The sequence below is a fragment of the Hartmannibacter diazotrophicus genome, assembly GCF_900231165.1.
Classification (GTDB): Bacteria; Pseudomonadota; Alphaproteobacteria; order Rhizobiales; family Pleomorphomonadaceae; genus Hartmannibacter; species Hartmannibacter diazotrophicus.
The window spans coordinates 4,664,480-4,677,918 of sequence record NZ_LT960614.1 but is presented as its reverse complement, the minus strand read 5'-3'; the positions used below and the strand labels follow the sequence as shown (position 1 = coordinate 4,677,918).

The 13,439-nt window shown below is 61.5% G+C and carries 9 protein-coding genes and 1 tRNA gene; 5 read left to right on the top strand and 5 right to left on the bottom strand.

Features of this window, described 5'->3' with window-relative positions; genetic code table 11:
• The first annotated feature begins 55 nt into the window (after nucleotides 1-55).
• The 3 genes from HDIA_RS21650 (at nucleotide 56) to HDIA_RS21640 (ending at nucleotide 7,033) form a co-directional block, all read left to right on the top strand.
• Nucleotides 56-3,370, top strand: coding sequence for a transglutaminase family protein (locus tag HDIA_RS21650; protein WP_099558042.1), 3,315 nt, complete (start codon nucleotides 56-58; stop codon nucleotides 3,368-3,370).
• Nucleotides 3,371-3,515: 145 nt separating this feature from the next.
• Nucleotides 3,516-6,047 (top strand): circularly permuted type 2 ATP-grasp protein, encoded by a 2,532-nt coding sequence (locus HDIA_RS21645; RefSeq protein ID WP_099558041.1) that lies wholly within the window; start codon nucleotides 3,516-3,518, stop codon nucleotides 6,045-6,047.
• Nucleotides 6,044-7,033, top strand: a complete 990-nt coding sequence (locus HDIA_RS21640) for a transglutaminase family protein (protein ID WP_099558040.1) — start codon at nucleotides 6,044-6,046, stop codon at nucleotides 7,031-7,033. Before HDIA_RS21645 ends, HDIA_RS21640 begins: the two co-directional genes overlap by 4 nt.
• Nucleotides 7,034-7,046: 13 nt before the next feature.
• On the opposite strand, the gene HDIA_RS21635 is transcribed toward HDIA_RS21640, so the two are convergent.
• Both HDIA_RS21635 and HDIA_RS21630 read right to left on the bottom strand, forming a co-directional pair.
• Nucleotides 7,047-7,514 (bottom strand): tellurite resistance TerB family protein, encoded by a 468-nt coding sequence (locus HDIA_RS21635; RefSeq protein WP_157775773.1) that lies wholly within the window; start codon nucleotides 7,512-7,514, stop codon nucleotides 7,047-7,049.
• Between the two features lie 374 nt (nucleotides 7,515-7,888).
• Nucleotides 7,889-8,677: an inositol monophosphatase family protein gene (locus HDIA_RS21630; RefSeq protein WP_099558038.1), complete on the bottom strand. Its 789-nt coding sequence runs from the start codon at nucleotides 8,675-8,677 to the stop codon at nucleotides 7,889-7,891.
• Nucleotides 8,678-9,111: 434 nt separating this feature from the next.
• Between HDIA_RS21630 and HDIA_RS21620 the strand changes: the two genes are divergently transcribed.
• A tRNA-Gly gene (locus HDIA_RS21620) sits at nucleotides 9,112-9,186 on the top strand.
• Nucleotides 9,187-9,210: 24 nt separating this feature from the next.
• Nucleotides 9,211-9,648: a hypothetical protein gene (locus HDIA_RS25490; protein WP_157775772.1), complete on the top strand. Its 438-nt coding sequence runs from the start codon at nucleotides 9,211-9,213 to the stop codon at nucleotides 9,646-9,648.
• A gap of 72 nt (nucleotides 9,649-9,720) precedes the next feature.
• Here HDIA_RS25490 and HDIA_RS25485 read toward each other — a convergent pair whose 3' ends face one another.
• The 3 genes from HDIA_RS25485 to HDIA_RS21610 form a co-directional block, all read right to left on the bottom strand.
• Complete coding sequence (locus HDIA_RS25485) at nucleotides 9,721-11,328, bottom strand: hypothetical protein (protein WP_157775771.1); 1,608 nt, start codon at nucleotides 11,326-11,328, stop codon at nucleotides 9,721-9,723.
• A 412-nt stretch (nucleotides 11,329-11,740) separates the two neighbouring features.
• Nucleotides 11,741-12,574 carry a hypothetical protein gene (locus HDIA_RS21615; RefSeq protein ID WP_157775770.1) on the bottom strand — a complete coding sequence of 278 codons (834 nt, stop codon included), beginning with the start codon at nucleotides 12,572-12,574 and terminating at the stop codon, nucleotides 11,741-11,743.
• A 278-nt stretch (nucleotides 12,575-12,852) separates the two neighbouring features.
• A complete protein-coding gene (locus HDIA_RS21610) occupies nucleotides 12,853-13,431 on the bottom strand; it encodes a YceI family protein (RefSeq protein WP_099558035.1) in 579 nt (192 codons plus the stop codon).
• Nucleotides 13,432-13,439 lie beyond the last annotated feature (8 nt).

Here is a 13,439-nt window from a genome sequence, read left to right as displayed (position 1 = left end):
GGCGGTGGACGCCAGACCTTGAGTTTCAGGTTCCAGAGAGAGGTCTCACCGCGCAATGGCCATCATGACCAGCCTGCACCATGTGACACGCTACACCTACGACCATCCGGTCACGCTCTCGCCACAGGCGGTCCGCCTTCGTCCCGCGCCGCACAGCCGCAGCCAGATCCCGAGCTATTCGCTGAAGGTGACGCCGGAAGACCACTTCGTGAACTGGCAGCAGGACCCGCATGGCAACTGGCTGGCCCGCTTCGTCTTTCCCGAGCCGACGAAGGAATTTTCCGTCACGGTCGACCTCCTCGCCGAAATGGCGGTGGTCAATCCGTTCGACTTCTTCATCGAGGAATACGCCGAGCAGTTTCCCTTCGCCTATACGCCGGAACTCGGCATAGAGCTTGCGCCCTACATGGTGCGCGAGACCGAGGACGTGCTGTTCAACAGGTATTTTGCGGAAATTTCCTACGAGAAGAAGCCGACCATCGATTTTCTGGTGGCGTTGAACCAGAAGCTCCAGACCGACATCGCCTATGAAATCCGCATGGAGCCGGGCGTCCAGTCGCCGGACGAGACGCTGAAGCGCCGCTCGGGCTCCTGTCGCGACAGCGCCTGGCTGCTGGTTCAACTCCTGCGCCACCTTGGGCTCGCGGCGCGCTTCGTCTCGGGCTATCTGATCCAACTGACGCCGGACGTGAAGTCGCTCGACGGCCCGACCGGAACGGACGTCGACTTCACGGATCTCCACGCCTGGACCGAAGTCTACCTGCCGGGCGCCGGCTGGATCGGTCTCGATCCGACCTCGGGTCTTTTCTGCGGCGAGGGGCACATCCCCCTGGCCGCGACGCCGCATTACCGCTCGGCAGCGCCGATCACCGGCGGCTACACGGCTCCGCCGAACACCAAGGTCGAATTCGAATTCGACATGCGGGTGACACGCATTGCGGAAAAGCCGCGCGTCACGCTGCCCTTCTCGCAGGAGGCCTGGGAAAACCTCGCCGCTCTCGGCGACAAGGTGGACGCGGACCTGAAGGCGCGCGACGTGCGCCTGACGATGGGCGGCGAGCCGACCTTTGTCTCCATCGACGACTACCAGTCGGCCGAATGGAACACGGCCGCCGTCGGGCCGTCGAAGCGGGGCAAGGCCGACGATCTCATCCGCCGCATCGCGAGCCGCTTCGCCCCCGGCGGCTTCCTGCACTACGGCCAGGGCAAATGGTATCCCGGTGAGAGCCTGCCGCGCTGGACCTTCTCGCTCTACTGGCGCAAGGACGGCAAGCCGCTCTGGCGCAATCTGGACCTCGTCGCCCGCGAAACCGGCATGCCGGTGCCGACGGCCGAGGACGCAGGCAAGATGACCCGGCGGATCGCAGGGCGGCTGGGCATTCCGGCTGATTTCGTCGTGCCTGCCTACGAGGATCCGGCGCAGTGGGTCCTGAAGGAACAGGAACTGCCGGAGAACGTCACCACGGACGATTCCAAACTCGAGAACCCTGAGGATCGCGCGCGCATCGCGCGGGTGTTCGAGCGCGGGCTCGGAACGCCGACCAGCTTCGTCTTGCCGGTCCAGCGCTGGCAGTCGCGTGCCGGTCTCGGCTGGGTCAGCGAGCGCTGGAATGTGCGCCGGGGCAAGCTGTTTCTGGTGCCGGGCGATTCGCCGGCGGGCTACCGCCTGCCGCTCGCCTCGCTGCCCTACGTTCCGCCGTCCGCCTACCCCTATATCCACGAGATGGACCCGCTGATCCCGCGCGACGATCTGCCGGATCCGGACATCCTGCACCAGACCTACCGGCGCACCGGCGAAGTCAGCCCGGACGACCCGCGTGTCGCGCAGTGGATGACCGGCGGGGCGAGCGTGCGCACGGCGCTGGCCATCGAGCCGCGCAACGGCCGGCTCTGCGTGTTCATGCCGCCAGTCAGCCGCGCTGACGACTATGTGGAGCTTCTGGCCGCCATCGAGGTGACGGCGGAAGAACTCGGCCTGCCGGTGCATATCGAAGGCTACATGCCGCCGCACGATCCGCGCATCAACGTGATCCGGGTTGCGCCCGATCCTGGCGTCATCGAGGTCAACGTCCACCCGGCGGCAAGTTGGCGCGACTGCATCGACATCACCACCGGGGTCTACGAGGAGGCACGCCTTGCGCGGCTCGGCACCGACAAGTTCATGATCGACGGGCGCCATACGGGCACGGGCGGCGGCAACCATGTGGTGGTCGGCGGAGCGACGCCAAACGACTCGCCCTTCCTGCGCCGGCCGGACCTGCTGAAAAGCCTCGTCATCTACTGGCAGCGGCATCCTTCGCTCAGCTACCTCTTCTCCGGGCTCTTCATCGGCCCGACGAGCCAGGCGCCGCGGATCGACGAGGCGCGGCACGATTCGCTCTACGAGCTTGAAATCGCCATGGCCAACGTGCCGAAGCCCGGCGAAGGCCAGCCGCCGCTGCCGTGGCTGATCGACCGGCTGTTCCGCAATATTCTGGTCGACGTCACCGGCAACACGCACCGCTCTGAAATCTGCATCGACAAGCTCTATTCGCCGGACGGACCGACCGGCCGGCTGGGGCTGATCGAATTCCGGTCCTTCGAGATGCCGCCGGATGCGCGCATGAGCCTTGCGCAACAGTTGCTCCTGCGTGCGCTGATCGCGTGGTTCTGGAACGAGCCGCAGGACGGTCCGCTCACTCGCCATGGTACGGATTTGCATGACAAATACATGCTTCCGCATTTCGTCTGGGCCGATTTCCTTGAAATCCTGCGCGACCTGAAGGAACGCGGCGGCTATGACGTCGATCCGGTCTGGTTCGAGGCGCAGCGCGAGTTCCGCTTCCCCTTCTATGGCCAGGTCGAGCATGCCGGCGTCGTCATGGAGCTGAGGCAGGCGCTCGAACCCTGGCATGTGATGGGAGAGGAAGGCGCGATCGGCGGCACGGTGCGCTATGTCGACAGTTCGGTGGAGCGGATGCAGCTGCGCGTCGAGGGCTTCAATCCGGCCCGGCATATCGCCACCTGCAACGGGCGCCGCATGCCGATGACACCGACGGGCCGCAACGGCGAATATGTCGCCGGCGCGCGCTTCAAGGCCTGGCAGCCGGCCTCTGGCATGCACCCGACGCTGCCGACGCAGGTGCCGCTCACCTTCGACCTCTACGACATGTGGTCGCGGCGGTCGCTCGGCGGATGCGTCTATCATGTCGCCCATCCGGGCGGGCGCAACTACGATGTCTTCCCCGTCAACTCCTACGAAGCCGAGGCGCGGCGGCTGGCGCGTTTCGAGCCCTTCGGCCATACCCCCGGTCCGATGGTGCCGCCGGTGGCCGAATCCAATCCCTATTTCCCGACGACGCTCGATCTCAGGCGGCCGTCGTGGATATGACCCACGCTGCAAAGACTTGATTGCCGGTGAACAATTCCGGATAGTCTGGAACGTCTGCAAAAGGCCAGGCACGGTTTGGCATCGCAGGGGGTGATCGATCGGGCAAGGGATGGACAAGAGGGCTGCCGAGAGGGGAACGGCGACGATGTCGCTCGTTGAGGAAGAAGAACAGACGAGAGCAACCCTCGTGCAGCGCCGGCTCGCCGACCTGATCGATGACTATCGTCCGCTCGCCGGCGTCTATGACGAAATGATCGGCGACGACGGCGAACCGCGCGCGCACTGGCGGCCGCTGCTCGAGTGGCTGGCGGCGATGGGGCCGGAGTCCGTCGCGCACAGCTTCCAGGCCGCCGACCGGCATCTGAGGGATTCCGGCGTCTTCTACCGCGTCTACGACGACAAGGCCGGTTCCGAACGGGCGTGGCCGCTCGCCCATGTGCCGCTGGTGATCGATGCTACCGAGTGGGCCGACCTGAAGACCGGGGTGATCCAGCGGGCGCGCCTTGCGGAAGCCTTGCTGCAGGATGCCTACGGGGAGGCGGACCTCGTTTCCGATGGCGTCATACCCGCGGCGGTGATCGCCGGCAGCCCGGAGTTCATGCGTCCGCTGGTGGGGGCCAAGCCGAAGGGCGGCCGGCATCTGCGAATCTATGCGGTCGACGTCGGGCGTGGGCCGCGCGGGCGCTGGTGGGTGCTGTCCGACCGCACCCAGGCGCCGTCGGGCGCCGGTTATGCGCTGGAAAACCGGCTTGCCCTGTCGCGTGCGCTGCCGCACGTCTATCGCTCGCTGAATGTCGAGCGGCTCGCATCCTTCTTCCAGGCCTTCCAGACCGACCTCAACCAGATCAATGCGAAGGCGGAGGCGCGGGTCTGCCTGCTGTCGCCGGGGCCGCTCAACGACACCTATTTCGAGCATGCCTATCTGGCGCGCTATCTCGGCCTGCTGCTCGTCGAGGGTGACGATCTTACGGTGCGCGAAGGCAAGGTCTATGTGCGCACCGTTTCGGGGCTGCGCCGTGTCGACGTTCTGCTGCGCCGGCTCGATGCGGATTTCGCCGATCCGCTCGAGCTTCGCAGCCAATCCTGGCTCGGGGTCCCCGGCCTCGTGCAGGCCGTGCGCGAGGGAGCGGTCGCGATGGCCAATTCGCTCGGCTCGGGCCTCGTGGAATCGCGCGCGCTGATGGGCTTCATGCCGGCGCTCGCCCGGCATGTCCTCGGCGAAGACCTGATGCTGCCCAATGTCGCCACATGGTGGTGCGGCCAGGAGCGCGAGCGCGCCGTGGTGCTTTCGGAATTCGACAAGCTGGCGATCGCACCGGCCTTCGGTGCCCAGGTGCCCGGCCTTCCGGACCGGGCCGTCGCGCTGGGGGCGGGACTCTCGCCCGACCAGAAGGCGGATCTCGTCGGCCGGATCGCGCAGCGCGGCATCGACTTTGTCGGCCAGGAAGCCGTCAAGCTCTCGACCATGCCGGTGTGGCAGGACGGGCGTCTGGTACCGCGCCCGTTCATCCTGCGCCTCTTCGTGGCAGCGACGGGCGACGATGACTGGACCGTCATGCCGGGCGGCTTCTGCCGCGTCTCCGACGATCAGGATGCCCGGGCCGTGTCGCTCCAGACCCAGGCGCGGGTCGCCGATGTCTGGGTGCTCGGCGACGAGCCGGTCGAGGAGACGACGCTTCTTCCCAAGAACCAGAACGTCAGGATCCGCCGCACGATCGGAACGCTGCCAAGCCGGGCGGCGGACAACCTGTTCTGGCTCGGGCGTTATCTGGAGCGCTGCGAGGGAACGCTGAGAATTGTCCGGGCGCTGCTGGCGCGGGCCGTGGAGACCGTGGGCGACGGCGACGTCATCGAGGGTCTGGTGGCGGCTCTGCACGAGAATGGTGCGCTGCCGGAAGACGAGGAAATCCGGCATCCCTCGAATGTGCGCCTTGCGATAACTGCCATCACTGACCAGTCGGCCATCGGTGCGGTTCCCTCGCTGACACGGTCGGCGCGCTTTGCGGCCGGTGTCATCCGCGACCGCATGGCGCCGGACGCCTTTCAGGTGGTCACCGATCTTGCCAATCAATTCCATAGCATCAAGAACCGCAAGCTTACTGCCAGCGATGCCTTCGAGGAGGTGAGCAGCGCGCTGCGTCTGATCGCGGCCTTCTCGGGTCTTGCCAGCGAGAACATGAACCGGCTGATCGGCTGGCGGTTCCTGGAACTCGGCCGGCGCATCGAGCGCGCGGTCACCACGGCCCGCTTCATGGCGCAGCTGGCGCAGGAGCCGCTGCGCCAGAGCGCGCTGGACCTCATTCTGGAGCTTGGCGACAGCCAGATCACCTACCGGTCGCGCTACGTGATGACCACGTCGCGGACACCGGTGATGGACCTTCTGGTCCTCGACGACAACAATCCGCGATCCGTCGCCTTCCAGGCCGTGCGCATCAGCGAGGATCTGCCGCTGCTGCCGACGGCGATGGCGGCAGGGCGGCCGACCGAGCCGGTGCGTCTGGCGCGGCGTATCCTCGCCGACCTGCAGACGGTGCAGGCGGAGGACGTGACACGGGAAAGCCTGCTGGCGCTGATCGACGAGCTCTATGCGCTCGCCGAATCCATCTCGGTGCGCTTCTTCACCCACCGGGCGGTGTCGCGGCGCGGCAAGTCGCTGGCGGCGGAGGATCTTGCATGATCTACGACGTGCGCCAGGTCACGACCTACAAATACGCGGCGACCGTTCCCTTCTCGCGCCATATCCTGCGCATGGCGCCGGTCAACCGGCCGGGCCAGCGGGTCATTCTCAGCACGCTGTCGATCGATCCGAAACCGGTCGAGTATCGCGAGGAACTGGACTTCTTCGGCAACCGGGCGGCGCTCGTCGCCATCGATGTTCCGCACGAGGAACTCGTCATCGAGCTCAAGGCCCGTGTCGAGGTGGCGGTCAGCGAGCCGTTTCTTCCCGGGTTGACGCCGCCTTGGGAAGAGGTGCGGGACATGGTGGCGCGCAGCGACGACCTCTCGCCGCTTTCTCCCGTGCATTTCATCTTTCCGAGCCGCAGCGTTCCGCTTGAAGCCGAGATCCGGGACTGGGCCGCCGACTGCTTCCCGCCCGGCAGACCCATTCTGGCCGGGGCTTCAGCCCTGATGAGCCGGATTCATACCGAGTTCACCTATGAGCCGGGCGTCACCACGGCGACGACGCCGCCGATCGAGTCGTTCAAGCATCGCCGCGGCGTCTGTCAGGACTTTGCCCATGTGATGATTTCCGGCATGCGCTCGCTCGGCCTTCCGATCGGCTATGTCAGCGGTTATCTGCGTACCCTGCCGCCGCCGGGCCAGCCGAGGCTGGAAGGGGCCGACGCCACGCATGCCTGGGTGGAGGTCTGGTGTGGGCCGGACGTCGGCTGGATCGGGCTCGACCCGACCAACGACATCCCCTCCGGAGAAGATCATATCCTGCTCGCCATCGGGCGGGACTATGCGGATGTCTCGCCCATGGAGGGCGTATACGTCAGTGCCGGCGACGACACGCTCGATGTCGCGGTGGACGTTGTCCCGCTTGGCCAGGGCGGCGAGAAGGCCGCCGCGAAGGCTGCACCGCGAGGCGACGAGGTCGGGCCTATCCCGCTGCCGACGCAGGTGCCGGGCGCCGGAGCATCGCCGAACAAAGGCGGCTAACTAATCTCGGCCGCTAGTCCGTCGTACTGGTGGCGATGCGTCGTTTCAGATCGGTGCGGACATCGGCCGGCACGCCGAGCAGGTCGGCGATGCGCCAGACGATATCGTCTTCCACCTCCTGCGCGGCGCCGTCGGCGTAGACGAGCTCCCAGAGCATTTCCACGATATGCCGGCGGCCGGTCTCGTCCATGTGACGGTTGAGAACGGCCGTGAAGCCGGACAGATCGACGGATTCCAGATCGCGGCGCTGGGCCTCCTCGATCAGGCGGGCCGTCTGGGACTTGCTGAGATTGAAAGTTGTCGTGAGCGCGCGCTTCAAGGCCTCGCGCTCGGCCGGGGTCGCCGCGCCGTCGACCGCGATCGTGTGCACCAGAAGAGCAGCCGACGCGACGCGGACATCGACGTCGAGCGTGGCGTCGTCGAGGCCTTCGGGGTCGGTCTTCGCAAAATCTTTCAGGATGGCAAGGAGGGCCTCGAACAATCCCAATCTCCGCTCGGTCAGCGACCTTATCTCCAGGGTCTATCGGTTGAACGCTGTCCTGCCTGTCGGTCAGCCGTTCAAATTCTCCGCACGTCAGCTGGGGTCATGGAGTCGGGCGGACCCGACTGCGCACGGCCTCGGTCGTCAGTTTGGATCGGTTTCCTGCGAAAAAGCACGTCACCTCTGGTCCATGGTGGCGTTCTGGCTGACCCAGCGGTCGATCGCTTCGCATGTCGAAGACGAAAGGCAAGCCCCAGCAAGCCCTCAAAGGATAAGTGCGATGGGAAATAGTGCAATCGGACTCCGGCCGATTCGACGTCGAACGGCCGTCGATGCGGCATTGATGTCACACTTCCGCCTGATTGCGGGAACTGTCAGACGTCCAGGAGTGCTTCGAGGGCGGGGTAGAGGGTCGGCGATCCCGCGATGACGCGATTGCCCTTCCTCAGGCCATCTCCGGCCAGGAAATCATTGGTCCGGCCGCCGGCTCCATGGATGATGGCGATCGCCGCCAGGCAGTCCCAGGCGTTGATATGGGTCTCGACATAGCCGATCAGCCGGCCGCAGGCGACGTAGCACAGGCTGAGCGCCCCCGAACCCTCGCGGTGAAACATCCCGCCCTGCTTCAGGAGCTTTGCCATGACCGATAGGAGCGTGTCAGGGCCGATACGTGTCGAATAGCCGACGCTGACGAGGCCCTGGTCGAGGCCGGCGCTGGTGCTGACCGCGATGGGCCGTCCGTTCAGGGTGGCCGGCTCGCCGCGCCGGACGGCGAAGAACTCATCGCGGACCGGGGCATAGATGACGCCAATCTCGATCTCGCCGTCGAGGACATAGGCAATCGAGACGCACCAGGACGAAAGATCGCTGACGAAGGGCTGCGTGCCGTCGATCGGGTCGACGACCCAGATGCCTCCGCCGGTCTCGTTCTCGGTCATGCCGGTTTCCTCGCCGAGGAAGCCGTCATCGGGAAAGGCTTCGCTGATCTTGCGGCGAATCAGGATCTCCGTCTCGACGTCCGCTTCGCTGGCGAGATCCTGCACGCCCTTCGACCGGATGGTCAGCGTTTCCAGTTTCTCGAAATACTGATGAGCCAGCGCGCCGGCCTCTCGTCCAAGCTCGCAGGCGAAGGCGAAGCGGGCGGCAATATCGTCGGGGAGCATTCAGGAACCTGCTTTCTGCACGGGCAGGGCGAACTGGCGGAGACCTTGCTGGTGTCGCAGGCTCCGGTCCGCCCGGATGGTGTCGCGGATCTGCCGGGATAAGGTGAGACGCCCCGTCAGCGCGCCTTTCCCGATGTCTAGCCGATCGGCGGGCGCAAGCGAAGGTCATTCTTGACGGTCAGCCAAGCGGCGCCGAAGTTTGGCGGATCGACGGCTGTCTCTGCCCGGCTGGCGGCTTCGTCCGGACGGGAATCGCCGGAACGGCAGGCTGCTTTTCCGGCGATTTGCCGGCGTTTTCCCCGGCTTGGAGATTTTTCATGCGGCCGATGAAAAAGCGTCGTTTGCCTGTTGCATTCGCCGGGAAGTTGGTTCATATAGGCGCGGCTTCGGCGAGAGCTTGCTCTTCATTTTTCCGAAGCCGATGAACTGGATATGCGGGCGTAGCTCAGGGGTAGAGCACAACCTTGCCAAGGTTGGGGTCGTGGGTTCGAATCCCATCGCCCGCTCCAGTTTCTCAGAGGAAAATCAGAGTCTTGACGATGGCTGCCGCAAGGCAGCCTTTGTTGTTTTTGGGCTCGGTCAACACCCGGTCAACACCGAACAAGAATTTCGGCAGAGTTGAGCCTCAATCGTCCGTGGCCAATTTCGATCTGGGCCAACATGACGGATCGCGAATTAGCGCAAAGGCCCGCCGAGCTACCCCTTGGGGGGTACTCATCCGCTTGCACGCGAAAGCCCGGAAAGTGCACCGGGAAAATTCTGAAATTTTCGAAATGATGCCGGGCGTGAATGTCATCGCGCTTCATAAGAAGTCGACGCGACCGCAGGAAGCGCCGGATCATCGACATATGGCTTGCCCCATCTCCGGTTGCCTAAGCACAGCGACGATCCGCAAATATGAAATCGGCGTCTTATTCATCGACGTCACTCCCTTCCACGGAAAATGCGCCCTAAAAAATCTAACTCAGTGATGGATCATTTTATCACTGTCACTTCATTCTCTTGGCAGTGATCTCAAAATGATTCTTGTCAAATAATATCCTCTAAAGAACGCATTGTTCTTGTATGTAATTTTTGCTTAAACGACCATTTGTAAACCAAGTGTATGGCGTGGATCGAATTGAATCCCCAATTTGATTGCTTTCAGGGAGATCTGATCGAACATAGTAATAATGGGTGTCGTCTGGTCTTGTTCCGAACACTGCGGCTAACGTAAATTTATTCTGTTCCGCATACTGCTTCAATGTCATCACTTGGTCTGACCACAGATCAGAGTCAGATTTAGTTGAAGGGGGGTGGCAAGGAGAGAAATCAGAGTGCCAGACTATGATGTCGGGTCTCTTTTCATGGAGGTAGCTCAGAGTGAGCTTTCCGCTATGCGCAATCCACTCATCATTTAGCCCCCAAGTATCCAGAGCGCGCCATTTTGAATACAGGGGCAGCAATCCCGCTTCCGTCGTGGCAATCGTGTAGCCGCGATCTGCGTACCTCTCAAGCATTACTCCAATATCATATCGTCCATCTTTGTAATATGTAATTCCTTTTGAGTTATAAAATTGTGTCTTAAAGAAAGAAGCTATAATAAATGAAATAAATAATAACGCTGCGGTCTTTTGCATTATGCTAAATGTGCATTTTCTCCCGCATAAAATTGCGAACTCCGATGGTATATCGCGTATCAAGGGGAACCAAGACAAAACCCATAGAGCAAGTATTGGGTATTGGAAACGTGCGCCGAAGTTCATCTCATTTGAAAGTAGCGACCACATGCAAGTGGAACCCAAAATTGGAATGACAAATGCGGTGCCCTTCAGCAATGTTTGGCGAGAGCGAATGGACAGCAAAACTATAGGAATGAAAGGTAGCCCTAGAGATAGGCTAGCCTTCACGGAATTCTTGAGTCCATCCAAATAAAATTGCCCTCCGCCCTTTTTGTAGTAGGGGTTTGGGAGTGGATGTCCAAAATATTTCCAATGCCATATAAAATATATACCCCCTAAAGTTACGAATACTATCGAAAAAACTTCAGTTAGCAGCAGGGTATTTTTCCGGGGAATGAGCATGCTGATGGCCATTAGCATAAAGGCGGAAATCAGCGCGCCTTCTGGTCTAATGAGGCTTGTTATTAGGCAGGAGATGGAAAAATAGGCATAGTTAGCAATGGTTCTGTTGCTGGTAAAAAGTAGATTTTGAGCAAGAATCCAGGAGGATATAACGCCGAGTGTGAAGAATGGCGTTCCGAAATAAGCAGCAGCGAGGAACAATCCTGGCCCTATTGCGAAGTATGTAGCGCTGATGAATGCCGGAATGATTCCTGATTTTTGTACTTTTCTCATGCCAGCGTATATCAGAAGAATGCTTATAAAATGCGAGGATATAGAAATCACTCGTGTTGATTGTTCGAGTGATGTGCCTGTGTATTTTAGTATTGATACGAATACCATGAAGAGAAAATCTGTTGCGCCGTCGACGGGTTGCTCGCCAATATTCCAGACGACACCGTAACCTTCTGCAAGATGCCCTGCATAACGCATGAGGATTGCTGCATCCTCGAATGGCGGAATATTGAAGTTGACGAATCTAACGGCGACGTAGGCAGTTAATGTCAGTAACGCTGTAACGGCTAATAGATCGTAAGTTTTTAATCTCATATGCAGCCTTTTTTAGCTTTAATGCACGAGAAAATTTCTTACAGAATACTGTATTTATTCATCTATACGATTCAATTTGGAATTAAACACCGATTCATATTGATATTGTTGCGTTTAATCGCCGCATTAAAATTGTAGATATTATGCATCGATAGTCTCATAGATTTTTCTTTTGCGACTCTGGTGGAGTAAGGGGCACCAGGAACAAGGGCTTGCCCACTTTTTTGAGATATTGCGCCTGGTTTGGAGTTAGCTTTTGCCGCGATGCAAGGAGTGGTGGCAAAATTGATGCCAATGTCACACGAAGGTGTGTGCTGATTATTCGACTGCAGGGCACTTGCCAGATCAGATGGTCTGCCCTTGCGAGGGGCTCCTGGCCGGACGACCGCTTGCATGCATGGGCTCTGGGCCGTCATTCCTGGTGAGGCGGGCGCGGTCTCGGAAGGATCGGGCCGTTCGCCACCGTCGTCATTTCAGTCTCCGGGAGAGCCGGGTCGTAGTCGTAGTGCCAGGGCTCGTCGGGCGAGGCGAGCGGGCCATGGAAGGACGGGCCGGCGGCATCGATGCTGGCCTTCAATTTCTCGTCCCACTTTTCGGCTCGCCAGACTTGCTCGATCTCGCCGGAATCGGCCCCGGCGATGATGTGCCCGTCTTTCATCACCTGAAAATCGATCGCATGTCCCTGACCGTGGGCGGTGAGCCCCGGGGCGGCGATATTCGCCCATGTCTTGCCGGTGAAGCCGACCAGCCAGGCGCGCAGGTCATCCGGATCGACGTCAGCGAAAGACTTATCGTCGCTGCCGAACTCTTCCTTGGCCGCTGACAGGATTTCTGCTGCCGCAGCACCGACGGATTCGTTGCTGTTCCAGTTGCTGATCTGGACGTCGAGACTGCGCACCCTGGTGTTGGCATAGATCTCGAAGCCCGGATTGGCCCTGGCGAAGTGGTCGGCAATGGCGGCGACCTCGGCCAGAAGCGCGCGTTGATCGTCCGATCCCTGAAATGCCTCGATTTCCTCTTCGGTCCAGCTCCACCGGGCGGCGAGGTCCGACCCGGTTCTCAGATAGCTTCTGAGAGCGAGGAGCCTGCGTCCCGGATCCGGAATTTGCTCAAGCGCCTCGACGGCCTGCGGGGGAGCAAGTTCGGAGAGCGAATGGATCTCCGAGGCGAGGCCGCGGCCGGTCGGCACAAACGCGATGAGTGCCAGCGTCAGGAGCGCCTGCAATGACGTCGGGCTCCGTGGCATGCTGCTCTGCCTCCCCGTTCCGGACCTTGCCTCCATTGCCGGCCACAGCCCGGCAGTGACGTCAACGTTTGCAAGAAAATGCGCATTCAATCGGGCGACAGGCGCATTTCTGCTTCAGGTCTGGAGACCGCGTCGGCTCTGCCGGATCGATGCCCGTTCGGGAGATGGCGGGCCGGAGAGCCTTTCGAGGGGAGGGGGCGACAAAAAACGGGGCGCAAATCCGCTTCCGGATTCACGCCCCGTTGTCTCTGACAGACCGGCGAAAGGCCGGCCGTCGGTTACCCGGCCTTGCCGGCCTCGACCGAGATCTTGAGCTTGACCTCGTCGGAGACGTAGGGCGCGAACATGCCCATGTCGAAGTCCGAACGAAGGATCGTCGTCGTGGCATCGAAGCCCGCCCAGGCCTTCTTGGCCATCGGGTGCTCGCCCATCTGGTTGAGGGCGGCATCGAGGACGACAGGCTTGGTGATGCCGTTCATGGTCAGATCGCCAGTGATGAGCGCTGTCTTTTCGCCGGTCACCTCGACCTTGTTGGAGACGAAGGTGATCGTCGGCGTCTTGTCTGCGCCGAAGAAGTCATCGGTCTTGAAATGGGCGTCGCGCTCGGCCCAGCCGGTGAGCAGCGAGGCGGTGTCGATCGAGACGGAGACCGTCGACTTGGACGGATCGTCCTGGTCGAGCATCAGTTCGCCCTTGAAGCCGGAGAACATGCCGACGGTATTGGAAAAGCCGAGGTGATTGTAGGTGAACGTCACCTGGGAATGGCTTGAGTCGAGTTCGTATTTCTCGGGCGCCGCGAACACCATGCTCGCGGACGAGAGGATCAGGGCCGAGGCAAGCAGCAGGGCCTTCTTCATCAATCACT